The organism is Bradyrhizobium sp. CCH5-F6 (genome assembly GCF_001556045.1).
Classification (GTDB): domain Bacteria; phylum Pseudomonadota; class Alphaproteobacteria; order Rhizobiales; family Xanthobacteraceae; genus Bradyrhizobium.
The window spans coordinates 1-23,880 of the sequence record NZ_LSIC01000130.1 but is presented as its reverse complement, the minus strand read 5'-3'; the positions used below and the strand labels follow the sequence as shown (position 1 = coordinate 23,880).

Here is a 23,880-nt window from a genome sequence, read left to right as displayed (position 1 = left end):
AAGCTCAAACCATTGCTGCCCAAATGGTGCGAGCGAGAAAAACAGCCCTTGCCCAACAAGCCGAGCGGTGCGGCCCGATTGTGACGGAACCAAGAAGATTTGTCGCAGTGCAACACATCTTCGAGAGTGTTTAACGTCAAACATGCAAGCTTCGCGATGACGAATACGGAATGAATCGTTACTGTTCTGCTCATGAGCATGGCCACGACCGACACGCCGAAACCCGGGACGAAGTTCGATGCGGAAGCCTTCGCGATGAATGTCGCGCGGGCGATGGAAAGCGGCGGCAAGGCGCTCGCCGCTTACCTCAAGCCGCGCGAGAGCGGCGAGGTGCAGGATCGCCCGCCGGCCGAGCTTGCCGAGGTCGTCAAGACCTTCACCTCGGTCGCCGAATATTGGCTGTCGGATACGTCGCGGTCCTCCGATATCCAGACCAAGCTCGCGAAGGACTATCTCGACCTCTGGGGCGCGGCGGTGCGCCGCATGGCCGGTCAGGACGCTCCACCGGCGATCGCGCCCTCGCCGCGCGACAAGCGCTTTGCGGATCCGGAATGGAAGTCGAACCAGTTCTTCGACTTCGTCATGCAGCTCTATCTGCTCACGGCCAAATGGGCGCAGGAGCTCGTGCGCGATGCCGATGGGCTCGATCCGCAGACCCGCCGCAAGGCAGAGTTCTACGTCCAGCAGGTCATCAACGCAGCGTCGCCGTCCAACTTCGTGCTGACCAATCCGGAGGTGTTGCGCGAAACGGTGGCCAGCAGCGGCGAGAACCTCGCGCGCGGCCTGAAGATGCTGGCCGAGGACATCGCGGCCGGCAAGGGCATCCTGAAGATCCGCCAATCCGATCCGGACAATCTCGTCGTCGGCGTCAACATGGCGACGACGCCTGGCAAGGTGATCTACCAGAACGAGATGATGCAGCTGATCCAGTACGCACCGACCACGGAGACGGTGCTGCGCACTCCGCTCCTGATCGTGCCGCCCTGGATCAACAAGTTCTACATCCTCGATCTCAAGCCGGAGAAATCCTACATCAAGTGGTGCGTCGACCAGGGCATCACCGTGTTCGTGATCTCATGGGTCAATCCCGACAAGCGGCTCGGCAACAAGAGCTGGGAAGACTACATGAAGGAAGGCCCGCTCACGGCGATGGACGTGATCGAGAAGGTCACCGGCGAGATGAAGGTGCACACCGCCGGCTATTGCGTCGGCGGCACCATGCTCGCGACCACGCTGGCCTGGCTCGCCGAGAAGCGCCGTCAGCGCGTGTCGTCCGCGACGTTCTTCGCCGCCCAGGTCGACTTCACCCATGCCGGCGATCTCCTCGTGTTCGTCAACGAGGAGCAGATCGCAGCGCTCGAGCAGGACATGAAGGCGGCCGGCGTGCTCGAAGGCTCGAAGATGGCGATGGCCTTCAACATGCTGCGCTCCAACGACCTGATCTGGTCTTACGTCGTCAGCAACTACCTGAAGGGCCAGCAGCCGAGCGCGTTCGACCTGTTGCACTGGAACTCCGACGCGACACGGATGACCGCGGCCAACCATTCCTACTACTTGCGCAATTGCTATCTGGAGAACCGGCTCTCCACCGGCACGATGGTGCTCGACAACACCCTGCTCGATCTCTCCAGGGTGAAGGTGCCCGTCTATAATCTCGCCACCCGCGAGGACCACATCGCGCCCGCGGAATCGGTGCTGTACGGCTCGCAGTTCTTCGGCGGTCCGGTGAAGTACGTCCTGTCCGGCTCGGGCCACATCGCCGGCGTGGTCAATCCGCCCGCCTCGAACAAGTACCAGTACTGGACCAACGACAACATCAAGGACGTCAGCATCGCGCAATGGATGAAGGGCGCCGTGGAGCACAAGGGCTCGTGGTGGCCGGACTGGCGCCAATGGCTCGGCGAGCTCGATCCCGAGGAAGTTCCGGCGCGCATGGTGGGCAGCGAAGCATTCCCGCCGATCGAGGACGCGCCCGGCAGCTATGTCAGAGTTCGCGCATAGCGGAATCTCCCGCGCTTTTGTATAGACAGGCCTTCGGCACAGCGACGAGAGGGGACCGGACTATGACGCGCGAATTGTTCTGGCTGACGTGTACGGTGATCCTGACCGGGATCCTCTGGATTCCCTACATCGTCAACCGTTGCCAGGTTCGGGGGCTGAGCGGTGCCATGGCCAACCCGGCGCGCGGCGACAAGCCGCAGGCGGAATGGGCCAACCGGCTGATGTTCGCGCATGACAACGCGGTCGAGAACCTCGTCATCTTCGCGCCGCTGGTCCTGATCCTGAACGCGATCGACTATTCCACGAAATGGACCGTGCTCGCCTGCGCCGTTTACTTCTGGTCGCGCGTCGCGCATGCGATCGTGTACGCGCTCGGAGTTCCGGTGTTCCGCACGCTGGCCTTCACCGTCGGCTTCCTCGCACAGGCCGTGCTGGCGCTGGCGATCTTCAGGGTGCTGTAATCTCTTCTCCTGGGCGCAGCACGTCCGTGACGCGCCGCAGAGCCAGCAGGCGACAAGCAAAGCAGGAATGGGCCCCGGCTCTGCAGCGCATCACCGAAGACGTGCTGCGCTGCGTCCGGGTCACCAGTGGTGGCTGCCCTACTCCTCCGGCAGACCCAGCATCAGCCGCATGTTCTGCACGGCAGCGCCGGATGCGCCCTTGCCGAGATTGTCGAGCCGGGCGACCAGCAACGCCTGATGATATTTGTCGCTGGCGAAGACGTAGAGCTCGAGCATGTTGGTCTCGTTGAGCGCCTCCGGCTCGAGCCGGCCGCCCTTGGTCGCCTCGTTCTGAAGCGGCATCACCTTGACGTATTTCGAACCTGCGTAGCGCTTTGCCATCGCCGCTTGCAGATCGGCACCGGCAGGCTTGCCCGGCAGCGTATCGAGCTGGAGCGGCACCGAGACCAGCATGCCCTGCCGGTAGTTGCCGACCGAGGGAATGAAGATCGGCCGCCGCGTCAGGTTGGAATAGAGCTGCATCTCCGGCAGATGCTTGTGCTCGAAGCCGAGACCGTAGAGTTCGAAGGACGGCGCGCTGCCATCTTCGAAGCTCGCGATCATGGACTTGCCGCCGCCGGAATAGCCGCTCACGGCATTGACGGTGACGGGATAATCCTGCGGCAGCAGGCCGGCATCGACGATCGGCCGCAGCAGCGCGATCGCGCCGGTCGGATAACAACCGGGATTTGAAACCTTCTTCGCCGCCTTGATCTTGCCGGCCTGGTCCGGGGTCAGTTCGGGAAAGCCATAGGCCCAGTCGGGCGCGACCCGGTATGCCGTCGAAGCGTCCAGCACCTTCGGCGCAGAACTGCCCATGCTGTCGACCAGCGCAACGGTTTCCTTGGCGGCATCGTCCGGAAGGCAGAGGATGACGAGGTTCACCTCCTCCATCAGCGCCTTCTTGGCCGCGGGGTCCTTGCGCTTGTCGTCGGCGATGGTCTTCACCGCAACATCGCTCTGGAGTTTCAGCCGCTCGTTGATGCCGAGGCCGGTGGTGCCGGAGCCGCCGTCGACGAACACGGTGGCGGGCTTCTTCGCCGCGCCGACGGTCGGGGCTTTGGTGGTTTCCGTGAGGCTCATGATACGCTCCTTTCAAGCTCGTTGGTTTCGGCCGCGAAGGCTTCGGGCCTCACGTCCCGCATCAGTTGCGCGATCTCTCTGGCATCGGCAGCGGGTTGCGCACCGAGTGCGTTGGCGATCGCCGTATAGTCGGCGTCTGACTTGTGCTGGTTGAGCTTGAAGCTGCCTTCGATCTCCTCAACCGTCATGACCAGGCCCACGATCGCCTTCTTCATCGCCTCGAGCCGGCCCGCCGTCATCTTGCCCGACGTCCACGGCTTCTTCGGCAGCAACCAGGTCTCGAACTTGTCGCTGAGCGTGTCGACCTGCACCGACAGCTCGTCGTCCGACAGCAGCCGCACCGGCCCGCTCAGATGCACCGACTGGTAGAGCCAGGTCGGGACCTGATCCGGCGAGACGTACCAGTCCGGCGAAACATAGGTATCGGGGCCGTTGACCGCGAGCAGCCAGGACGCGGCGCCATCCGCCAGCTTTAGCAGCGGATTGTGACGGGCGAGATGGAAGGCCGCCTGCGGTGTGCCATCAGCGGCATAGGTCAGATAGAACGGCAGCGGCGAAGCGACCGGCTTCTTGCCGTCGAAGGCGCACATCGTGCCGAAGCCGCGCTCCTCGGCGAACTTCAGGCTCGCGGCGCGGTCCTGCTTGAAAAAGGGTGGCGTGTACATCGTGGTCTCCTGCTGGGCCTCCTTGGGGGGCCGCCGGATCAGATCGCGCTGACAGGAGAGAGGATGCCGCGGATCGGGTCCAGCGGCAAAGACGATGATCTCAAACGCGATCGACCGCCCAAACCGCTAAAGAGCGGCGGCGGCGACGGGCGAACATGATGGTCGCGGCGTTGATCATGGCGCGCGGCTATAAGGCCAGATCGGGTTCCGGTCAAGGTGCCGGCGTCAGATGACGCGCCAGATCCATTCCATGAGCTTCGCGAGCACGTCACCGAACAGCAGAAGCACGGCCGACCAGATCAGGGCCGAGACGAAATTGGCAGCCTGGAAGCTCCAATAGGGCATCTCGAAGATCCCGGCCGCGAGCGGCACGGAGGCGCGCAAGGGACCGAAGAAGCGCCCGATGAAGATGCTGGGTATGCCCCACTTGCGCACGAACGCCTCGCCTCTGGGCAGCAGGTCCGGGTAACGCGAGAGCGGCCATATCTGGGCAACCCTCTCCTTGTAGCGGTAGCCGAACCAGTAGGAGACCCAGTCGCCCAGCGCCGCGCCGAGCCCGCCGGCGATCCAGACCGGAAAGAAGCTGATGCCGCTCGCCCCGATCAGCGCTCCGATGGCCACCAGCGCGCCCCAGGCCGGGACCAGCAACGATATGAACGCAAGCGACTCCCCGAAGGCGAGCAGGAACACGACCGGTGCCGCCCAAGCCTGGTGAACGCGCACGAATTCAGCGAGGGCGTGCGCATACTGCTCCATCAAAAATTGCCTTCCGCCCCGTCTCAAGGTGCTGCTGATGAAAAGGACTGGTAAGCCAAGGACTTGTGTGACATCAAGTCACAAAAGCCGAGATGGAGCGGACCGGAGCGTCAAATTGCCGGGAACTGGCCGGCCTGCGGCGTAAAATCGCCGGGATTGGCCCCCAACCACACCGCCCCGGCTGCCTGCGATAACCTTTCCCAGTCAGAAGTGGCATAGTCGCCCCAACCGATTCGCCGCCCCTCGCGGCCCTCAGAACGTATCAAGATATATGTCCAAGCAGTTGAAGCCCAAAGCAAAAGACGACTTTTTCGGTGGCGACGAGCCGAAGCCCCGCGCCGCCAAGGCGGCGCCGCGCGGAAGTGGCGGAGAAGCCGACTACACCGCGGCCGACATCGAGGTGCTCGAAGGCCTGGAACCGGTGCGGCGGCGGCCGGGCATGTATATCGGCGGCACCGACGAGAAGGCGCTGCATCACCTGTTCGCCGAAGTCATCGACAACTCGATGGACGAGGCCCTGGCCGGACACGCAACCTTCATCGAAGTCGATCTGAGCGCGGATGGATTCCTGACCGTGACCGACAACGGCCGCGGCATCCCTATCGATCCGCATCCGAAATTCCCGAAGAAGTCGGCACTCGAAGTCATCATGTGCACGCTGCATTCGGGCGGCAAGTTCGACAGCAAGGTCTACGAGACGTCGGGCGGCCTGCACGGCGTCGGCATCTCCGTGGTGAACGCCCTCTCCTCGCATCTCGAGGTCGAGGTCGCGCGCAGCCAGAAGCTCTATCGCATGACCTTCGAGCGCGGCCATCCCAAGGGCAAGCTCGAGGATCTCGGCAAGATCAACAACCGTCGCGGCACGCGCGTGCGCTTCAAGCCCGACACCGACATCTTCGGCGCCAAGGCCGCGTTCAAGCCGCAGCGCCTGTTCAAGATGACGCGCTCGAAGGCCTATCTGTTCGGCGGCGTCGAGATCCGCTGGAACTGCGCGCCCGAGCTGCTCAAGGGCGTCGAGGACGTGCCGGCGGAGGCGACGTTCCACTTCCCCGGCGGCCTCAAGGATTACCTCGCCGCCGCGATCCATGCCGACACGCTGGTGCATCCCGACATCTTCTCCGGCAAGTCGGGCCGCAACGGCGCGCACGGCGCCTGCGAATGGGCGGTGGCCTGGACCGCGGATGCCGACGGCTTCCTCTCCTCCTACACCAACACCGTGCCGACACCGGATGGCGGCACGCACGAATCCGGCCTGCGCAGCGCGCTGTTGCGCGGCCTGAAGGATCACGCCGAGCGCGTCGGCCAGGGCAAGCGCGCGGCCTCCGTCACCTCGGAAGACGTGATGGTCGGCGCCGCCGTGATGCTCTCGGTGTTCGTGCGCGAGCCGGAATTCCAGGGCCAGACCAAGGATCGTCTCGCCACCGCGGAAGCGCAGCGCATCGTCGAGCAGGCCATGAAGGATCCGTTCGACCATTGGCTTTCGGGCAATCCGAACATGGCCAACCGGCTGCTCGACTTCGTCATCGACCGCGCCGAAGAACGGCTGAGGCGGCGGCAAGAGAAGGAGACCGCGCGAAAAACCGCCGGCAAGAAGCTGCGCCTGCCCGGCAAGCTCGCCGACTGCACGGACGCCGGCACCGATGGCTCGGAGCTGTTCATCGTCGAGGGTGACTCGGCCGGCGGCAGCGCCAAGCAGGCGCGCGACCGCAAGACCCAGGCCGTGCTGCCGCTGCGCGGCAAGATCCTCAACGTCGCCTCCGCCGGCAAGGACAAGCTGACGGCGAACGCCCAGCTCTCCGATCTCGTGCAGGCGATCGGTTGCGGCACGCTCGCGCAGTATCGCGAAGAGGATCTGCGCTATCAGCGCATCATCATCATGACCGACGCCGACGTCGACGGCGCCCATATCGCTTCGCTGCTGATCACCTTCTTCTACCGGCAGATGCCGCGGCTGATCGACGAGGGCCACCTCTTCCTCGCGGTGCCGCCGCTCTACAAGCTCACGCACGGCACCAAATCGGTCTACGCGCGCGACGACAAGCACAAGGACGAGCTGATCAAGAGCGCGTTCAACGCCAACGCCAAGGTCGAGGTGAACCGCTTCAAAGGTCTCGGCGAGATGATGCCGGCGCAGCTCAAGGAAACCACCATGGATCCGGCCAAGCGGACGCTGCTCAAGGTGGTGCTGCTGGCGGACGACCGCGATACCACCGCCGATTCGGTTGAGCGCCTGATGGGCACCAAGGCCGAGGCGCGATTCGCGTTCATCTCCGACAAGGCCGAATTCGCCAACGAGGAGCTGCTGGACGTCTGAGGCCGCAACCAGGCGCCCGATTCCAGGACAGCCCCGGCCTAAAGCCGGGGCCGTTTTGTTTTGAAGGGCCGACAGCTGTTCCAGCGGGCTTGCCGGGTGGGCCGCCAGTGTTTTCGCTGATTCCCAGATCGTCGCAGAGCGACTCGGCCAGCGACTCACAGGCGCCAAGGCCGAGGCAGGATTGCCTTCATTTCGGCCAGAGCCGAACTTGCTAACGAGACGTTACCTAAAATCGAATCCTCAAAAATCTCGCAAGATATTGAAATATATGAATTTTACTTCTTTTGAGCGGCGGCACCCCAATTACCCCCGCACCGGTGTTTTCCGGCGACTGTGCCTGCCCGGCAACAGCATTTTGGCGAGAACCGTCTATAGTTCGGGCATCAGATGAAACGAACTTCAGTGCGCTCGCGCCTGCTACGACAGACCAAGGTTGGGGATTTTGACATGAAGAAGACTTTGCTCGCTCTGACCGCGGTTGCGGCGATGACTGGTTCGGCCTCGGCTGCCGACCTTGGCGCCCGCCCCTACGCGAAGGCCCCGATGCCGGCGCCTGTCGCCAACTGGACCGGCTTCTATGTCTTCGGCGGCGGCGGTGGCGGCCTTTCGAACGCCGACCAGAGCATCGTGGATACGGCCACCGGCACGCCGTTGACGATCACGCAGCGCCAGGGTGGCTCCGGCTGGTTCGGCACCGTCGGCGCTGGTTACGACTGGCAGTTCAACGGCACTTGGGTCGCCGGTATCTTTGGCGACGCCCAGTTCGGCAGCATCCGAGCCACCATCCAGGATCCGATCTTTGGCCTCACTGGCAGCCAGAAGCTGGAAACCTCCTGGGCCGCGGGTGTGCGCCTCGGCTGGCTGGTCGCACCGAACGTTCTCTCCTACGTCAACGGCGGTTACTCCGGCGCTCACTTCGGTCAGACCAACTTCACGACGCTGGGCGGAACTCCCGCGGGCGTCCACCTCGCCAGCTACGACCGTCACGGCTGGTTCATCGGCGGCGGCGTGGAGAATAGCCTGAACATCTTCGGCCTCACCTCGCCCGGCTGGTTCATGAAGACCGAGTATCGTTCGGCCTTCTACAACGCCAAGACCCAAACCGAGCTCTTGGATGGCACCAACGCGCCGCTCGTCAACAGCGTCCGCGCCAACAGCTGGAACCAGACGATCTCGACTTCGCTGGTCTACCGCTTCAACTGGACCGGTCCGGTCGTCGCGAAGTACTGATCTGATCTCGCGATCAAACGTCAAAGCCCCGGCAGCGCCGGGGCTTTTTCGTTTGGGAGCGGCTTGCCGGCAATGGCGTGCACGCGTCGCCGGGCCGGATTTTGCTCGCCGACGAACCTGCGCCGCCGATCGCGCTGCCGCGAGTTGCTCTTGCAGGGACACGCTCCCTCCCCGCCGAGAGCTCGCGCCCGCCGCCATTGTGTCCGAACCGAAGCTACGGTTACTGTGCGCGCAAGCTTTCGCGGCGGCGGCGTTCATCACCGCGCCCGACAGAAGCGGACCGATGGGGAGGAATGTATGCGCAGATTTCTGCTTGTAGCAGGCCTGTTTGCGACTGCCGTCGGGCTTCTCTGGATCGGACAGGGCACGGGCACCATTCCGTGGCCGCGATCGAGCTTCATGGTCAACCAGCTGCAATGGGCCGGCTATGGCGCAGCCATGGCCGGCTTCGGGCTGGTGCTGATCTGGCAGAGCAACCAATAGAAGAGATCAGGGAATACAAGCATGACATCCAGCCGGTTCGATCTTCGCGGCAAGGTCGCGATCGTCACGGGAGGCAATGGCGGCATCGGGCTCGGCATGGCGCGCGGCCTTGCTGATGCCGGCGCCGACATCGCCGTGGTCGGACGCAACGAGACCAAGTCCGCCGCCGCCGTGGCCGATCTCAAGCAGCGCGGCGTGAAGGCGATCGCCATTCCCACGGACGTGACCGACAAGGCGGCCGTCGCCGCCATGATCGAGCGCGTCGTTAGGGAGCTCGGACGCATCGACGTGCTCATCAACAATGCCGGCATGAGCATCCGCAAGCCGCCGCACGAGCTCGAGCTCGACGAGTGGAACAAGGTGATCGACACCAATCTCACGAGCGCCTTCGTATGCTCGAAGCTGGCCTATCCGGCGCTGAAGGCGTCCGGCAACGGCAAGGTGATCAACATTGGCTCGATGATGTCGATCTTCGGCGCGAGCTTCGCGACGGCCTATGCGGCGAGCAAGGGTGGTATCGTGCAGTACACCCGCGCCTGCGCCAACGCCTGGGCGCCCGACAACATCCAGGTCAACGCCATCCTGCCGGGCTGGATCGACACCGACCTCACCCGCGGCGCGCGGCAGCAGGTGTCGGGGCTGCACGAGCGCGTGCTGGCGCGCACGCCTGCGGGGCGTTGGGGCGATATCGACGACTTCGCCGGCATCGCCGTGTTCCTCGCCTCGCCCGCGTCGAACTTCGTCACCGGCACAGCGATCCCCGTCGACGGCGGCTTCTCGGTGATGGCCTGAGGCAGGCCTGCGCTCGAGAACTTGCACGCAAAAAAGAAGCCCCGGACCAGGCCGGGGCTTTCGAGATTTGCAGTGCTTTTCTTGATCGTTGGTCGCGTTGCGTCGACGTGCTCAGTAGCGGCCGATGGTTGGCGCGTCGAACTTGTAGCTCGCGCGGACCACGGCCCACTGGATGTCGCGCGGCTTGGCATCGAAGGTGTAGTTGCCCGAGGTGCCGCCGAGCTGATAGGTCTGGCTGCCAAAGGCCGCGTAATTGTATTCGAGGCCGACGATCCAGTTGCGGGTGACGCCGTATTCCCAGCCGGCGCCGACGGTCCAGCCGTTGGCCCAGTGAGTCTGCCCGCCCGAGCCCGTCGCCGGACCGACCGTGTCGCTCACCGAGAGGCGGTTGTTCACGCCGGCATAGCCGCCCTTGAAGTAGAACAGGTTGTTCTGAACCGCGAAGCCGGCGCGACCGACGACAGTCGCGAGCACGTTGGCGCGCCAGGAGAAGACGTCGTCCCCAGCACCAAACGCGGTGTTCGTGAACGAACCCTTGTTGTCGAGGCCGGAGATGGTGCCTTCCATACCGAACACGAAGTTGTTGGCCTGCCAGTTGTAGCCGATCTGGGCGCCGCCCATGATGCCGGAGCCGCGTTGACGGTAGCCCTCTCCCGGAATCAAATCGCCGAACGCGGCGCCAGTCCCGTTGTTGATGAACTGCTCGTTGGTCCAGGCGCCACCGATATGGCCGCCGACATAGAAGCCGGTCCAGTTGAACAGCGGCTCGACATAGGCGGGCGCTTTCGTGTAGCGCGCGCCGAGATCGGCGGCGGAAGCTGCGCCGGCCGAAACCACGGCCGTCGTGCAGGCGAAGGCGGCAATCAATTTGTTACGCATGGTACACCCCGTGTCCTCAGATGGGCGCACGGTCACACGCAGCTCTTACTCAAATTTGAATCAAGATAGTTAAGACGCCGGATTGACGATTGGCGCGGATGGAATCCGTCCTCGCTGTTGCACGCACGCAACGCGCGAAACGCGATTTAAGGCGGCGTTATCCCTACCGAATTGCTGCACTACGGCGCCGGTGCGGCCTTCGAATGCACGTGCTCGGGCCGCACACCGAGCGCAAGCAGGCGCGCCGGGATACCCTGGAGCCAAGGCAGCGCGGTGATGAGGCGCACGAGCAACGGCACCTTCAACGGCCGGTCGCCGCCCTGAAGCGCGCCGCTGATGACGTTGTTCTGGACGACCATCTGCATGCGCTGCGTCATCTTCACGGGGAATTCGCGGCGGCGGCGCACGGCATCCAGTTCGTGTTCGGACGGGCAGCCGTCGCGCAGCTTCTCGGCAAGCAGATTGGCGGTCGCGACCGCGTCCTGCACGGCGAGATTGACGCCGACGCCGCCGACCGGCGACATCGCATGCGCGGCGTCGCCGATGCACAGCAGGCCCGGCTGCGTCCAGCGCTCGAGGCGGTTGATCGCGACCGTCAGCAGCTTGATATCGTCAAAGCTCTTCACTTCAGTGATCCCGGACCGAAGGACCGGCGCCATGCGCACGACATCGTCGAGCAGCGCCTGCAATCCCCTCGCCTTCACCGCCCCGTGCTGTCCCTTGGCGATGATGTAGGCGCATTGCCAATAGTCGCCGCGGTCGAAGGTGATCATCATCTTGCCGGGCTCGACCCGCGCGAGCACGTTTTCGGTCTCGTCTGGCCTGCGGCCGGCGCGAAACCAGAGCACGTCCATCGGCGCGCCGATCTCCTCGGCGGCGAGGCCGGCACGCTCGCGCACCGTCGAATGCCGGCCGTCGCAGGCAATGGTGAGATCAGCCTCGATGTCGGCGAAGCCGTCAGGCCTCTTCGCCCGCACGCCGGCGATCGTCTCGCCGCGGCGGATCAGATCCACCGCCTCCGTGCTCATCATCACCTCGAGCGAGGCGAAGCGCTGGCCGGCCTCGCGCAGGAAGTTCAGAAAATCCCATTGCGGCATGAAGGCGATGAAAGGGTACTTCGTACGGAGCCGGCTGAGATCGGCGATGCGCACCGGCGTGCCGCCGAACAAGCCGTCCATCTTCTGCAGGCGCTGGTGCGGCAGCTTCAGGAAGCCGTCGATCAGGCCGAGTTCGTCCATGACCTCCAGCGTCGAGGGATGCACTGTGTCCCCGCGGAAATCGCGAAAGAAATCCGCATGCTTCTCCAGCACCACGACTTCGATGCCAGCACGTCCCAGCAAATAGCCGAGCATCATGCCCGCCGGTCCGCCGCCGACGATGCAGCAGCGGACTTTCATGGTCGCGCTGGATGGTGGGTCGGATGTCATGGCCGCCGCGATCTGCGAGTATCGTCACGATAGCGCGACGATACTAGCGCGATTCAGCCCGGGTGCAGTCTCAATTCGTCGGCGCGGGCCGAGGTTGGCAGCGGCGAACCAACCAGCTTGGAGAAAAGGCCCGCTTTGCGCGGGCCTTTCATGAAAAGCGAGGCAATTATTTCTGGTCCTCGTTGCTGGTCCCGGTGCCCGGACTGCCAATCGGCAACCCGTTCGCCGCACGACCGACACCCAAGTTTCGCTCGGCCTGCGCAGCCGTAGGCGTCTTTCCGTTCGCGGTCGGAGGCTGAACGTTCGGATTGTTCTGGCTGTTGTTCGTGTTGACGTTGGCCCCGGTGGTGGTGCCTTGCGTCCCCATGCCCGACGGAGCCGACGGCCCGGAATTGGCGCTGCTGGATGATGTGCCCGTTCCGACTCCCGAGCTCGCCGCAGATCCTGAACTGGCGCCGCCCGCACCGCCTCCTGCACCACCGCCACCACCTCCTCCTTGAGCGAGGGCAGCCGTCGAAAGTGCAGCACAAGCGATCGTCACGAGGATGGTCTTGCGGATCATGAATCGTCTCCCTGGTTTGACAGACAATCCAGGTCAGCAGCTGTTGTTCCTTCCGCGGGAGATCACGTTCACCGGCCTCAGGGCTTTGGCGACTTCCGGTCCCAGGGGCGCTTGCCGTCGGCGTCGCGGTCCCAGGGGCGCGCGGTTGGAGCTATCCGATCATCCTCGGCGGCCCTCGCTCGGTCGGCCTGGACGCGTTCGCGGTCAGTGAGCGGTGGGGCCGTGGGGACCGGATTCGTCTGGGCCAGAACCGGAAACGTCGTAAGCAGCAAGACGATGATGAATTTTGTCATCCCCGGCTCTAACACTTTCACCTCAGCCTGTCCGGATTAAGTTCGTCCACTCCGCAAGGCGATCCGTCACAATCGCCCGCCGAACGACGCATCAATTGTTGCTGCGGTTCGCGCTGCGAAAGCTCTTGATCTCCGAGACGCTGCCGTCGCGATAGGTCAGCTCCACCGAGACGGACTTCGTGCTCGGCGCGAGCTTCATGTAGAGCGGCATGCCGGCGGTGACCGCGCTGGGGTCGCGCATGTCGCAAGGAGGCATCTTCAGCACCTGGTTCGGCACGGCGGTGTCGATGCCGATGCGCACCTCGCGGATGGCACAGCGATAGGACACGAGATGCGTGTAGTAGACCAGGAGCCCGTTGAACTCGCGGAACGACAGCCAGCTCGTCGATGTCATGTCGAGGATCTTGCGCTGGTCGCGGATCAGCGCGGCCTCGGGATCGAACCTGATCGGGAACGGCCCCTGCATCTCGCCGCCCTGATCGACATAGCGGACCTCGATGGTGCCGGCCGCAGCATCCGGCGGCAGTTCGATCGACGGGTTCGGCATCCGCTTGCGCGTGCGCGGATCGAGCGTGTCGATGAAGCCGGTTTCGCGGAAATCGCCCTTGCCGGCCATGCGCCAGGAAATGCCGAGCGTCGGGTCGGCGAAGGAGAACGTGACGCTCCAGCCGCCATTGTGCCGCGAGAAGCTCGCGATCGGCGCGTTGATGGTCTCCTCCCGCGGCATCTGCGGCACCGAGACGGGAGGCAGCGCCGCGAGCTGCTGCGGCGGCGGATCGGCCGGACGCGCTGTGTCCTTGGACACGCCGCTGAGAAAGACGTCGTCGACCATCTGGTCGAAATAGACCGGGACCTGCCTGTGCTTGACGGTCTCGGCCATCTCGCTGACGGCACGGCGCGTGCGCTGCGCCACCTGCACGAGGTTCTCGCCGGGCTTGAGCAGCTCCCTGGCGAATGTGCGCGTGAACACCGAATTGGGATTGGCGTCGTCATTGGACAGACGATCGAGCGCGGTCTGGCGCGGTCCTGCCGAGAACACCGAGAACACGCCTTCCGGCAGTTGCGTCATCGGCGCGAGCCCGCCGCCTCCCGCGACTGCGCGGGTCCCCTTGCGCTCGAACGGGTTGTTGCGGCAGGCGTCGAACACCAGGATCGAGGTCCGCGCCTTCTTGTTCTGGAGGCGCTCGACGATGCGGTCGGCCAGGATCGAGGCGTCGCGCACCAGCTCTTCCTGCCCTTCCGTCGCCGCCGGCACGTCGGTCGGCAGCAGATAGTTTTGACCTGCGATCTCGAAGCCGTGGCCGGCATAGAAGAAGAACGCGGTGTCGCCGGGCTCGATCGCCTTGTCGAAGGCAAGCAGCGTCTCAGAGAATTGCTGCCGGTTCTGGTTCTCGGCGACCATCACCGAGAAGCCGAGTTGCTTCAGCGTATCGCCCATGGTGCGGGCGTCGTTGACGGCCTTGAGCAGCTTCGGCACGTTCCTGTAATCGTTGTTGCCGACGACGAGCGCGACGCGCTTCTCGGCATGGGCGGGAGCTGCGAAGCCGCTCAGGCTCGCCACGAGGCCAAAAGCCGCCAGTATTCTGAAAAGCCGACGCGTCATCGCATGTTTCCCGTTGCAGGATGGCCTGTGCCGGCTCCCTCGAACGGTCGTTCATGGAAGCCCTCGGCCGTCGATGTGATAGTCGGCCCAGCCACAACGAGGGTTCAAGGGCCTTCGTCGACCGATTCCATCCCCGGCCTATGGCAGATTCGCGCGGAATCTGCTTTTTCTTGCGCGTTCTGCTGAGAGGGGCTGCCGTGTATCGCTGGTGCACCGACGAGGTCGAGCCGCACGACCGCTTCGACTATTGGCGCGACGTGCGCGCCAAGGGATTGTTCGGCGTCACCGCCGAGCTTGCGCGCGAACGGCGGGCGGACTTCTTCGGCGAATTCTCGCTGCGCCAGCTTGGCGGTGCCGGCCTCGTCGAGCTGAAGGCCTCGCCCTACGCGGTCGAGCGCAGCACGTCAGACATCGCCGACGCCCCCGGTGATGCGATCTGCGTCTACCAGCAGCTCGGCAGCGGCGGCTGGTTCTCCGGCATGCGCGCAAGCGACTTTTCGATCGCCAATGGCGCCTTCGCCACCAGCCACACCGACCTGCCCTACCGTACCGCGCCGCTGGGCGCAGGCGGCTTCCACCTGCGAATCCTGAAGATCCCGATGGGCATCATCCCGGCGCAGGACAAGCGCATGCGCGAGCTTGCGCCCCGGACGTTCAACGATCCGACCCTGGCGCCCCTGCTCGCCGCCTGCTTTGCCGACCTGGCCGAGGTTAGTGAAGACGACGGCGTCGATGCGGCCTCGCTGGTCCAGGCGCTGGCTCATCTGGCGCTGATCGAGCGCGGCATCCTGCGGCCCGGCAGCCGGCGCGGACAGGCCGCGCTGCGGACCGCCCGCCTCTCGCAGGCCCGGCGCCTGATCGCGCGCCACCTGCAAGACCCCCGTCTCGCCCCAGCCATGGTGGCCGACCTGCTCGGCGTATCCGTGCGCCACCTGCACATGCTGTTCGAGACGGCGGCAAGGAGCTTCTCGCAGACCGTGACGGAGGAGCGCCTGAAGCAGAGCCGCCGCCTGTTGCGCGAGGCGCCGGAACGGCTGATCGCCGACATCGCGGCCTCCTGCGGCTTCGAGAGCCTGGCGACCTATTACAGGGTCTTCAATGCCGCCTATGGCATGCCCCCCGGCGACTTCCGGGCAAAGGGTTCGGATGGGCTCTAGCCGTCGTCTTGCCGTTGCGGCCGAACGAACGGGTTGAGCGGAAAATCCCAACGACGCCCGTAGTTTGAGCAAAAACCTCAGGTTTTTTAGGGCCTTCCCGCGCCCGCTCCATTGACTTTGGCCGATTCCGGCCTATGTTCCGGGGCGACGCGGCTCAGATCGACGAGCGATTCCTGAGCCTTGCGCTTTGTTCGCGTGAGTCAGCACCCCCAGCTTCCTAGAGAGCGCGCCGTTTAGGGGTGGAACGCGACAGCCTTATTACCCTCGATTCCGAACGGCGGTTTCGACCAGAGGCTCAATGTCCTTTTCAAATCTCGGACTGTCCGAAAAAGTCCTCGCCGCAGTGGCGGCCACCGGTTACACCACCCCCACCCCCATCCAGGAACAGGCGATCCCCCACGTCCTCGCACGCAAGGACGTGCTCGGCATCGCCCAGACCGGCACCGGCAAGACAGCTGCCTTCGTGCTGCCGATGCTCACCATCCTCGAAAAGGGTCGGGCCCGCGCGCGCATGCCGCGCACGCTGATCCTCGAGCCGACCCGCGAACTCGCGGCCCAGGTGAAGGAAAACTTCGACCGCTACGGCGTGGGCCAGAAACTGAACGTCGCGCTCCTGATTGGCGGCGTCTCCTTCGGAGACCAGGACGCCAAGCTGATGCGCGGCGTCGACGTGCTGATCGCAACCCCGGGCCGCCTGCTCGACCATACCGAGCGCGGCGGCCTCCTGCTCACCGGCGTGGAGCTGCTCGTCATCGACGAAGCCGACCGCATGCTGGACATGGGCTTCATTCCCGACATCGAGCGCGTCTGCAAGCTCGTCCCGTTCACGCGGCAGACGCTGTTCTTCACCGCGACCATGCCGCCGGAAATCCGGCGCATCACCGAAACTTTCCTGCACAATCCGCAGAAGATCGAGGTCTCCAAACCCGCCACGACGGCCGTAACGGTCACGCAGGCCCAGGTGCCCGCCGGGCGCGAGGCGCACGAGAAGCGCGAGCTGCTCCGCCGCCTGCTGCGCGAGGCCAAGGACCTCAAGAACGCGATCATCTTCTGCAATCGCAAGCGCGAAGTCGCGATCGTTCACAAATCGCTCCAGAAGCACGGCTTCAGCGTCGGCGCCCTGCACGGCGACATGGACCAGTCGGCCCGTACCGCGGCGCTCGAACAATTCCGCAAGGGTGAGCTGCCGCTGCTCGTCGCCTCGGATGTCGCCGCCCGCGGCCTCGACATTCCCGAGGTCAGCCACGTCTTCAATTTCGACGTTCCCCATCACGCCGACGACTATGTCCACCGCATCGGCCGCACCGGCCGCGCCGGCCGGACCGGCACCGCGATCTCGATCGTGACACCACTCGACCAGAAGTCGATGGCGGCGATCGAGAAGCTGATCGGCCAAAGCATTCCGCGCGCCGAAGGCGATTACGAAGTCTCGGCCGAGGCCTCCGATGCGGGCGAGCGTCCGCGCGAACCACGCGGCCGTGAACGGTCACGCGGCGGCGGACGCAGCAAGCCGCAGCGCGGCCGCGACCGTGAGCGCAGCCACGAGCCTCGCGAGGCAAGACATGCTTCCGAGGCGAGGCCTTCTCCTGAGGCAAAGCATTCTCCAGAGGAACGGCAGCCCGCCGAGGCAAGGCATCGGTCCGACGAGAAGCGTCGGGCGGAGCCCCGTCACGTGGCGCGCCAGCAGCCCGGCACGTCGCATGTGCCCTCGATCGGCCGTCCCGAGCCGCGCCGCCAGCGCGAGATCGACACCGAGCCGGGCGATCACTCGCATCTGCCGGCGTTCCTGCTGCGGCCGGTTCGCTCTCCAGCCGGTGCCTGAAACGCGGGTTTCGGTTGAGATAAGACAAGGCACACTTTTCCAGACGCTTCGTGGACGTATATTTACGGGGCGTTCACGATCGTCCATTAGTCTACGAACATAATTTAAGCATTGCTGCGGTCGATGGCGCGCCGACCGCTGTTGGGGTATGTTCCGTGGTCAAGGTGCTCGACGAACACGAACGCACGATGGCGTTCGCCGAGGTTGCCCTCGGTCAGATCCGATCGCTTCGGCAGACGGCAATTCCCCGCAATTACGAGATCTGGTACGTCTACGCCACGGGCTACAACGCGCCGCTCAACAAGATCATCAACGAGACGCTGGCGCGCAGCGGCAAGCTGACCGAAGCCGATCTCGAGCAGATTTACGAGACCTATCTCTCCCACATCAAGACCACCGACCGCATCGACAAGGTCGGCGCGCGCGTCATCGGCGAGATCGACGACGTGATGAAAGTCCTGGGTGACGCGCTCGGCATGACGGGCGCCTACGATGCCAGCCTGTCGGGCGCTGCAGAGACTCTGGCTTCGGCCAAGAGCCGGGACCAGATCAAGGCGGTCGTCGAGGCGCTGCTACGCTCGACCAGCGAGATGCGCGAGACCAACAAGGCGCTGGAAGACCGGCTGACGCTGTCGAAGAACGAGATCAGCAACCTCCAGCAGAGCCTGGAAGCGATTCGCGCCGAGAGCCTGACCGATCCGCTCACCGGTCTCGGCAACCGCAAATATTTCGACCGCATGATCGGCATGGCCGTGCAGAGCGCGCTCGCCTCGGGCGAGCCGCTGTCGCTGCTGCTGTTCGACATCGATCACTTCAAGTCGTTCAACGATTCCTACGGCCATCTCACCGGCGATCAGGTGCTGCGGCTCGTTGGCCTTTCGCTGAAGCAGACCATCAAGGGCCAGGACATCACCGCACGGTATGGCGGCGAGGAGTTCGCGGTCGTGCTGCCCAACACCTCGCTGCGGCAGGCGCTCACGGTGGCCGACCACATCCGCCGCGCCGTGATGGCGAAGGAGCTGAAGAAGAAATCGACGGGCGAGATCCTCGGCCGCGTCACCATCTCCGTCGGCGTCTCCTTGCTGAAGGAAGGCGACGACACCGACGCGCTCATCGAGCGTGCGGATGCCTGCCTCTACGCCGCCAAGCGCAACGGCCGCAATCGCGTGACTTGCGAAGCCGATCCGGAATACGCGGCGGAGACGCGCGGCCGGGTGGCGTAGCATCTCGTCGGATGAAAGCGCATAGAGTGGGCAAAGGCGCATGGCGCCGTGCCCACCATCTCTCCAGCATTACGCTCTTGAACGCTGGGCACGCTTTGCTTTGCTCACCCTACGCGCTGTTGTCGCGGCCGCCTTCCTGGTCGTCCGCTTCTTTGCAACAGGCTTCTTCTTAACCGCCTTCTTCACCTTCGGCCGCTTCTTCACCTTGGCGCGTTGGGCTGCGGCGAGTGCTGCCCTCGCCCATTGTGCAAGCTCTGCGGAATCGTCGAACAGGTGCGCGGGCAGCTCCCAGTAGGAGTTGACGACCACGGTCTTGGCGCGGGTCGAATATTGAAACGGCTTTGAGCCTTCGGCCTCGAAGTCCGGAATGGTCATCTCGTCGGCGCGGAAGAAAAGGCCGGCGCGCAACGACAGAGCGAAGTTGGTCCCATCGGCCGAGATCCCGTAGCCGGAGAACATCCTTCGGATGGTGACCGGGCCGAAATCGGCGAACAGATCGATCAGGAATTCGCGGTCCATGCGCGCAACTCTCTCGTGCCCCGGACGCAACGCGCCGTAGAACGGTGTGCTGCTGAGCCGAGGCCCATTCCCTCAGCGAGGGGAACTATAGCGCGGGTCCCGGCTCTGCGCAGCAGCGCAAGCGCGCTGCGGCACGTCCGGGACACGAGAGCGAAGCGTTGGGCTAATTACCCGTCGATCTTGGCCGGCCGCAGCTCGACCGATTCGCCACAGCCGCAGGCGGAGACCTGGTTGGGGTTGTTGAAGACGAACTGGGCCTGCATCTTGTCGGCCTTGTAGTCCATCTCGGTGCCGAGCAGGAACAGCACGGCCTTGGGATCAATCAGGATCTTGACGCCCTTGTCCTCGACGACCTCGTCGGTCGGACGGACATCATGGGCGTATTCGACCGTATAGGACTGGCCGGCGCAGCCGCCATTCTTCACACCGACACGCAGGCCGACGATCTCGGAGTCCGCGCGCTGGGTCAGCTCGCTGATGCGCTGGGCAGCGGCATCGGTCAGACGCATCACCTGCGGACGCGGGCGCCGGGGCTTTGGTGTCGAAGCTGGTGTCGAGCCTGACGATATCTGGGTCATGTTATCTATGTGGTCCGTTGCGGAGCGAATTCAATGCGGCCTGGAACCGTCACCACATATTGAGCACGAGGCGCGCCTCGTCGCTCATGCGTTCCGGCGACCACGGCGGCTCCCAGACGACCTTGACGTCGACCACGCCGACGCCGGGCACGCTGGCCACCGCGTTCTCGACCATGGTCGGCAGCTCGCCGGCGGCCGGGCAGTTCGGCGTCGTCAACGTCATCAGCACGTCGACGGAACGGTCGTCCTTGATCTCGACTTTGTAGATCAGGCCGAGCTCGTAGATATCGGCGGGGATTTCCGGGTCGAACACCGTCTTGAGCCCGGCGATGATCTCCGTGGTCAGACGCTCGGTCTCCTCAGGCGGCAACGCCGAGTGGGTTTCCATCGGATTGGCTTTGACTTCAGCCGTGTCACTCATGCGAACAAATCCCGCGCTTTCAGCAGCGCCTGTGCCAGATGATCGACTTCTTCCCGTGTATTATACATGCCGAACGACGCCCGGCAGGTGGCAGTCACGTTGAACCGCTCTAAAAGCGGCATCACGCAATGTGTGCCGGCGCGCACCGCGATGCCCTGGCGGTCGATCACGGTCGCGACGTCATGGGCATGCGCGCCCTTGAGCTCGAAGGAGATCACCGGGCCCTTGCCCCGCGCCGTGCCGATCAGCCGCAGCGAGTTGATCTCGCGCAGGCGCTCCTGGGCATAGGCGGTGAGATCGTGCTCGTGGGCGGCGATGCGCTCCTTGCCGACCGAATTGACGTAGTCGATGGCGGCGCCAAGGCCGACGGCCTCGACGATGGGCGGGGTGCCGGCTTCGAACTTGTGCGGCGGGTCGCCATAGGTGACGATGTCGCGCGAAACCTCGCGGATCATCTCGCCGCCGCCGTTGTAGGGGCGCATCGCGACGAGATGGTCGTACTTGGCCCAGAGCACGCCGATGCCGGTCGGGCCGTAAACCTTGTGGCCGGTGAAGACGTAGAAGTCGCAGCCGATGTCCTGGACGTCGACCGGCAGATGCACCGCACCCTGGCTGCCGTCGACCAGCACGGGAATGCCGCGGGCATAGGCGATCCTGACGACGTCCTTGACCGGCACGATGGTGCCCAGCGCATTCGACATCTGCGTTATCGCGACCAGCTTGGTCTTCGGTGTCAGCAGCTTCTCGAACTCGTCGATGAGGAAATTGCCCTCGTCGTCGACGGGCGCCCATTTGATCACCGCGCCCTGGCGTTCCCTGAGGAAGTGCCACGGCACGATATTGGAGTGGTGCTCCATGATCGAGAGGACGATCTCGTCGCCTTCTTTGACGTTCGGGCCGCCCCAGGACGAGGCGACCAGATTAATCGCCTCGGTCGCGTTGCGGGTGAAGATCACTTCCTCGGTGCGGGGCGCGTTGATGAACTGCGCGACCTTGGTGCGGCCGCCCTCATAGGCTTCGGTCGCGGCATTGGCGAGGTAGTGCAGGCCGCGATGCACGTTGGCGTATTCGCTGGTATAGGCCTGCGTCATGCGGTCGAGGACGGCGCTCGGCTTCTGGGCCGAGGCGGCGTTGTCCAGATAGACCAGCTTCTTGCCGTAGACCTGCATCGCCAGCGCCGGGAAATCCTGGCGCACGCGCGCGACGTCATAAGCACCGTTCTTGACTGCCGGATGCGTGCTCATGACCGCCGCTCCAGCCAGCGCTCGGCCAAGGCGATCACGTGCTCGCGCAAGCCGTCGTCGGCGATCTGCTCGATCGCCTCACCGACGAAGGCCTGGATCAGCAGCGCCTGGGCCTGCTTCTCCGGAAGGCCACGCGCCTTCAGGTAGAACAGCAGACTGTCGTCGAGCGCGCCGGCGGTGGCGCCGTGGCCGCAGGAGACGTCGTCGGCGAAGATCTCGAGCTCGGGCTTGTTGTCCGCCTCGGCTTCGTCCGAGAGCAGCAGCGCGCGCGTCATCATCTTGCCGTCGGTCTTCTGCGCGTCGGGACGGACGATGATGCGGCCCTGGAACACCGAATGGGCGCGATCGTCGATGACGGCGCGGAAGATTTCGCGGCTGGTGCAGTTCGGCACGGCATGGTCGACCACCAGCGTGGTGTCGCCGTGCTCGGTCTTCTTCAGGAGGTTCACGCCGTTGACCGAGAGCTCGCTGCCCTCGCCCGCCAGCGTGATGAAGCCCTGCAAGCGGCTGACCGCGGCACCGCTGGTCATGTTGAAGAAATTGAGCTTCGTGTTCGCTCCGATGGTGACGAACTGCGAGGTGACGTTCACCGCGTCGGGCGCATCGTCCATCAGGCGGATATGGGCGACGTCGGCGTCATCGCCTATCCAGATGACGACGGCATCGTTGACCTGGTAAGCGCCAGCCTGCCCGGCTCCGACAAAGCTTTCGATGATGGTGGCACGGGCGCGGTTACCGACTTTCACATGCGAGCGGGTATACGTCGACGCGCCCCCGGCGGTGGCCACGTGAATGATCTGGATCGGTGCCGAGACCTCGACGCCTTCGCCGATCGACAGCAGCACGCCGTCGGTGGCCATCGCGGCATTCAGCGAGATCATCGCGTCAGTCGTGATGGTCCGCAGCAGATCACCGGCCACCGGATTTTGCTCGCTGTTCAGCACATCGGACAAGGTCTTGAGGCTGACTTCGGAGCCCAGCGCGGTGACGTCGGAAAGACCCGGCGCAAACACGCCATCGACCAGCACCAGCTTGCGTGCGCCCGCGATCGCATGCGCCTTCACCGCGTCCGCGGCGCGCTTCAGCGCGGCCGCATCGGGCGCAGCTGCCAGCGGCAGCACCTCGCCGACCAAGGCACGCAGGTCGGTGTATTTCCATTCCTCGATCCGGCGGTGCGGCAGGCCGAGACGCTCATAGGTCTCGAATGCCTCGCGGCGCACTGCGGTGACCGCGGGCGAACCCGGCAGCCGGCCCTCGGCGCTGGCGAAGAGATCGCTCACCGCGCGGCCCTTTCCGGTCTTTGCCACAGCAACGTTCATCACAAACAATCCTTACGCGGCATCCTCGAACTGGGCGTAGCCGGACGCTTCCAGCTCCAGCGCCAGCTCCTTGCCGCCGCTCTTCACGACGCGGCCCTTCGACATCACGTGCACGACGTCGGGCACGATGTAGTTCAGCAGCCGCTGATAGTGGGTGATGACGACCATCGAACGCTTGGGCGAGCGCAGCGCGTTGACGCCGTCGGCCGCAATGCGCAGCGCGTCGATGTCGAGTCCCGAATCCATCTCGTCGAGGATGCACAGGCTCGGCTCGAACAGCGCCATCTGCAGCACCTCGTTGCGCTTCTTCTCGCCGCCGGAGAAGCCGACATTGACGCCGCGCTTGAGCATGTCCTGCGGGATGTTCAGCGACTTCGAGACTTCACGGACCTTCTTCAGGAAATCAGGCGTCGAATATTCGCTCTCGCCGCGAGCCTTGCGTTGCGCGTTGAGCGCGGTGCGCAGGAAGTTCATGGTGGCGACTCCGGGAATCTCGACCGGATACTGGAACGCCAGGAACACGCCCTTCGCGGCGCGCTCCTCCGGCGCCATCTCCAGGAGGTCTTCGCCCTTGAACAGGATCTGTCCGTCCGTGACCTCATAGCCGGGCTTGCCGGCGATGACGTGCGAGAGCGTCGACTTCCCGGAGCCGTTCGGGCCCATGATCGCATGCACCTCGCCCTCGTTCACGGTCAGCGTCAGCCCATGGAGGATCTCACGCTCCTCGACACGAACCTTCAGGTCTTTCACTTCAAGCAAAGCCATCATGTTTTTCCATCTATCCCCTCATCCCAGGGAGCGCCGAAGGCGCGTCTCGAAGGATCGAGGCTACCAATCTTTCCGGCATCCATCCTTCGAGACGGCCGCTGCGCGGCCTCCTCAGGATGAGGTCCGAGCTAGCCGACGCTCCCTTCGAGCGAGATCGAGATCAGCTTCTGCGCTTCCACCGCGAATTCCATCGGCAGCTGCTGCAGCACGTCCTTGACGAAGCCGTTGACGACGAGGCCGA

At 64.5% G+C, this 23,880-nt stretch carries 22 protein-coding genes; 9 read left to right on the top strand and 13 right to left on the bottom strand.

What is annotated here, in order from left to right; genetic code table 11:
* Positions 1-192 precede the first annotated feature (192 nt).
* Together AX729_RS24180 and AX729_RS24175 are read left to right on the top strand one after the other, a co-directional pair.
* Positions 193-2,001 carry a PHA/PHB synthase family protein gene (locus AX729_RS24180; protein WP_061026790.1) on the top strand — a complete coding sequence of 603 codons (1,809 nt, stop codon included), beginning with the start codon at positions 193-195 and terminating at the stop codon, positions 1,999-2,001.
* Between the two features lie 62 nt (positions 2,002-2,063).
* The gene (locus AX729_RS24175; RefSeq protein ID WP_061026789.1) at positions 2,064-2,462 is read left to right on the top strand and encodes an MAPEG family protein; all 399 of its coding nucleotides are present in this window, start codon (positions 2,064-2,066) and stop codon (positions 2,460-2,462) included.
* Between the two features lie 138 nt (positions 2,463-2,600).
* Here AX729_RS24175 and argC read toward each other — a convergent pair whose 3' ends face one another.
* The 3 genes from argC to AX729_RS24160 all read right to left on the bottom strand — a co-directional run bounded on the left by argC (position 2,601) and on the right by AX729_RS24160 (position 5,005).
* Positions 2,601-3,584, bottom strand: a complete 984-nt coding sequence (gene argC / locus AX729_RS24170; RefSeq protein WP_061026788.1) for an N-acetyl-gamma-glutamyl-phosphate reductase — start codon at positions 3,582-3,584, stop codon at positions 2,601-2,603.
* Positions 3,581-4,249 carry an FMN-binding negative transcriptional regulator gene (locus tag AX729_RS24165; protein WP_061026787.1) on the bottom strand — a complete coding sequence of 223 codons (669 nt, stop codon included), beginning with the start codon at positions 4,247-4,249 and terminating at the stop codon, positions 3,581-3,583. Before AX729_RS24165 ends, argC begins: the two co-directional genes overlap by 4 nt.
* A gap of 225 nt (positions 4,250-4,474) precedes the next feature.
* Positions 4,475-5,005, bottom strand: coding sequence for a DedA family protein (locus AX729_RS24160; RefSeq protein WP_061026786.1), 531 nt, complete (start codon positions 5,003-5,005; stop codon positions 4,475-4,477).
* A 271-nt stretch (positions 5,006-5,276) separates the two neighbouring features.
* Here AX729_RS24160 and parE point away from each other — a divergent pair, with 271 nt between their 5' ends.
* The 4 genes from parE (at position 5,277) to AX729_RS24140 (ending at position 9,824) form a co-directional block, all read left to right on the top strand.
* The gene (gene parE, locus AX729_RS24155) at positions 5,277-7,319 is read left to right on the top strand and encodes a DNA topoisomerase IV subunit B (RefSeq protein ID WP_061026785.1); all 2,043 of its coding nucleotides are present in this window, start codon (positions 5,277-5,279) and stop codon (positions 7,317-7,319) included.
* Between the two features lie 447 nt (positions 7,320-7,766).
* Positions 7,767-8,549, top strand: coding sequence for an outer membrane protein (locus AX729_RS24150; RefSeq protein ID WP_061026784.1), 783 nt, complete (start codon positions 7,767-7,769; stop codon positions 8,547-8,549).
* 297 nt (positions 8,550-8,846) lie between these two features.
* Positions 8,847-9,032 (top strand): hypothetical protein, encoded by a 186-nt coding sequence (locus tag AX729_RS24145; RefSeq protein WP_061026783.1) that lies wholly within the window; start codon positions 8,847-8,849, stop codon positions 9,030-9,032.
* A gap of 21 nt (positions 9,033-9,053) precedes the next feature.
* Positions 9,054-9,824, top strand: coding sequence for an SDR family NAD(P)-dependent oxidoreductase (locus AX729_RS24140; RefSeq protein WP_061026782.1), 771 nt, complete (start codon positions 9,054-9,056; stop codon positions 9,822-9,824).
* A 111-nt stretch (positions 9,825-9,935) separates the two neighbouring features.
* Here AX729_RS24140 and AX729_RS24135 read toward each other — a convergent pair whose 3' ends face one another.
* The 4 genes from AX729_RS24135 to AX729_RS24115 all read right to left on the bottom strand — a co-directional run bounded on the left by AX729_RS24135 (position 9,936) and on the right by AX729_RS24115 (position 14,588).
* On the bottom strand, positions 9,936-10,703 hold the full coding sequence (locus AX729_RS24135) for an outer membrane protein (RefSeq protein ID WP_061026781.1): 768 nt from the start codon (positions 10,701-10,703) through the stop codon (positions 9,936-9,938).
* A gap of 179 nt (positions 10,704-10,882) precedes the next feature.
* The gene (locus AX729_RS24130) at positions 10,883-12,130 is read right to left on the bottom strand and encodes an FAD-dependent oxidoreductase (protein ID WP_197433656.1); all 1,248 of its coding nucleotides are present in this window, start codon (positions 12,128-12,130) and stop codon (positions 10,883-10,885) included.
* Between the two features lie 166 nt (positions 12,131-12,296).
* Complete coding sequence (locus AX729_RS38285) at positions 12,297-12,692, bottom strand: hypothetical protein (RefSeq protein ID WP_063817286.1); 396 nt, start codon at positions 12,690-12,692, stop codon at positions 12,297-12,299.
* Between the two features lie 384 nt (positions 12,693-13,076).
* Positions 13,077-14,588, bottom strand: a complete 1,512-nt coding sequence (locus tag AX729_RS24115) for a caspase family protein (RefSeq protein WP_061026778.1) — start codon at positions 14,586-14,588, stop codon at positions 13,077-13,079.
* A 197-nt stretch (positions 14,589-14,785) separates the two neighbouring features.
* On the opposite strand from AX729_RS24115, the gene AX729_RS24110 reads away from it, so the two are divergent.
* The 3 genes from AX729_RS24110 (at position 14,786) to AX729_RS24100 (ending at position 18,790) form a co-directional block, all read left to right on the top strand.
* Positions 14,786-15,745: a helix-turn-helix domain-containing protein gene (locus AX729_RS24110; RefSeq protein WP_061026826.1), complete on the top strand. Its 960-nt coding sequence runs from the start codon at positions 14,786-14,788 to the stop codon at positions 15,743-15,745.
* A 298-nt stretch (positions 15,746-16,043) separates the two neighbouring features.
* Positions 16,044-17,567, top strand: coding sequence for a DEAD/DEAH box helicase (locus AX729_RS24105; RefSeq protein WP_061026777.1), 1,524 nt, complete (start codon positions 16,044-16,046; stop codon positions 17,565-17,567).
* A gap of 155 nt (positions 17,568-17,722) precedes the next feature.
* Positions 17,723-18,790, top strand: coding sequence for a GGDEF domain-containing protein (locus AX729_RS24100; protein WP_061026776.1), 1,068 nt, complete (start codon positions 17,723-17,725; stop codon positions 18,788-18,790).
* Between the two features lie 69 nt (positions 18,791-18,859).
* Here the strand turns inward: AX729_RS24100 and AX729_RS24095 are convergent, their stop codons facing one another.
* The 6 genes from AX729_RS24095 to sufC form a co-directional block, all read right to left on the bottom strand.
* Positions 18,860-19,309 (bottom strand): TfoX/Sxy family protein, encoded by a 450-nt coding sequence (locus AX729_RS24095; RefSeq protein WP_061026775.1) that lies wholly within the window; start codon positions 19,307-19,309, stop codon positions 18,860-18,862.
* Between the two features lie 167 nt (positions 19,310-19,476).
* Positions 19,477-19,818: a HesB/IscA family protein gene (locus tag AX729_RS24090; protein ID WP_061026774.1), complete on the bottom strand. Its 342-nt coding sequence runs from the start codon at positions 19,816-19,818 to the stop codon at positions 19,477-19,479.
* Positions 19,819-19,936: 118 nt separating this feature from the next.
* Complete coding sequence (locus AX729_RS24085; protein ID WP_061026773.1) at positions 19,937-20,308, bottom strand: SUF system Fe-S cluster assembly protein; 372 nt, start codon at positions 20,306-20,308, stop codon at positions 19,937-19,939.
* Positions 20,305-21,552: a cysteine desulfurase gene (locus tag AX729_RS24080; RefSeq protein ID WP_061026772.1), complete on the bottom strand. Its 1,248-nt coding sequence runs from the start codon at positions 21,550-21,552 to the stop codon at positions 20,305-20,307. Before AX729_RS24080 ends, AX729_RS24085 begins: the two co-directional genes overlap by 4 nt.
* Positions 21,549-22,871, bottom strand: coding sequence for a Fe-S cluster assembly protein SufD (gene sufD, locus AX729_RS24075; RefSeq protein ID WP_061026771.1), 1,323 nt, complete (start codon positions 22,869-22,871; stop codon positions 21,549-21,551). Before sufD ends, AX729_RS24080 begins: the two co-directional genes overlap by 4 nt.
* Positions 22,872-22,883: 12 nt before the next feature.
* Positions 22,884-23,636, bottom strand: a complete 753-nt coding sequence (gene sufC, locus AX729_RS24070; protein WP_061026825.1) for a Fe-S cluster assembly ATPase SufC — start codon at positions 23,634-23,636, stop codon at positions 22,884-22,886.
* Positions 23,637-23,880 lie beyond the last annotated feature (244 nt).

Coding starts and splice junctions, on each gene's coding strand:
- AX729_RS24180 (WP_061026790.1), top strand. CDS start 193: ATGAGCATGGCCACGACCGACACGCCGAAACCCGGGACGAAGTTCGAT.
- AX729_RS24175 (WP_061026789.1), top strand. CDS start 2,064: ATGACGCGCGAATTGTTCTGGCTGACGTGTACGGTGATCCTGACCGGG.
- argC (WP_061026788.1), bottom strand. CDS start 3,584: ATGAGCCTCACGGAAACCACCAAAGCCCCGACCGTCGGCGCGGCGAAG.
- AX729_RS24165 (WP_061026787.1), bottom strand. CDS start 4,249: ATGTACACGCCACCCTTTTTCAAGCAGGACCGCGCCGCGAGCCTGAAG.
- AX729_RS24160 (WP_061026786.1), bottom strand. CDS start 5,005: ATGGAGCAGTATGCGCACGCCCTCGCTGAATTCGTGCGCGTTCACCAG.
- parE (WP_061026785.1), top strand. CDS start 5,277: ATGTCCAAGCAGTTGAAGCCCAAAGCAAAAGACGACTTTTTCGGTGGC.
- AX729_RS24150 (WP_061026784.1), top strand. CDS start 7,767: ATGAAGAAGACTTTGCTCGCTCTGACCGCGGTTGCGGCGATGACTGGT.
- AX729_RS24145 (WP_061026783.1), top strand. CDS start 8,847: ATGCGCAGATTTCTGCTTGTAGCAGGCCTGTTTGCGACTGCCGTCGGG.
- AX729_RS24140 (WP_061026782.1), top strand. CDS start 9,054: ATGACATCCAGCCGGTTCGATCTTCGCGGCAAGGTCGCGATCGTCACG.
- AX729_RS24135 (WP_061026781.1), bottom strand. CDS start 10,703: ATGCGTAACAAATTGATTGCCGCCTTCGCCTGCACGACGGCCGTGGTT.
- AX729_RS24130 (WP_197433656.1), bottom strand. CDS start 12,130: ATGACATCCGACCCACCATCCAGCGCGACCATGAAAGTCCGCTGCTGC.
- AX729_RS38285 (WP_063817286.1), bottom strand. CDS start 12,692: ATGATCCGCAAGACCATCCTCGTGACGATCGCTTGTGCTGCACTTTCG.
- AX729_RS24115 (WP_061026778.1), bottom strand. CDS start 14,588: ATGACGCGTCGGCTTTTCAGAATACTGGCGGCTTTTGGCCTCGTGGCG.
- AX729_RS24105 (WP_061026777.1), top strand. CDS start 16,044: ATGTCCTTTTCAAATCTCGGACTGTCCGAAAAAGTCCTCGCCGCAGTG.
- AX729_RS24095 (WP_061026775.1), bottom strand. CDS start 19,309: ATGGACCGCGAATTCCTGATCGATCTGTTCGCCGATTTCGGCCCGGTC.
- AX729_RS24090 (WP_061026774.1), bottom strand. CDS start 19,818: ATGCGTCTGACCGATGCCGCTGCCCAGCGCATCAGCGAGCTGACCCAG.
- AX729_RS24085 (WP_061026773.1), bottom strand. CDS start 20,308: ATGAGTGACACGGCTGAAGTCAAAGCCAATCCGATGGAAACCCACTCG.
- AX729_RS24080 (WP_061026772.1), bottom strand. CDS start 21,552: ATGAGCACGCATCCGGCAGTCAAGAACGGTGCTTATGACGTCGCGCGC.
- sufD (WP_061026771.1), bottom strand. CDS start 22,871: ATGAACGTTGCTGTGGCAAAGACCGGAAAGGGCCGCGCGGTGAGCGAT.
- sufC (WP_061026825.1), bottom strand. CDS start 23,636: ATGGCTTTGCTTGAAGTGAAAGACCTGAAGGTTCGTGTCGAGGAGCGT.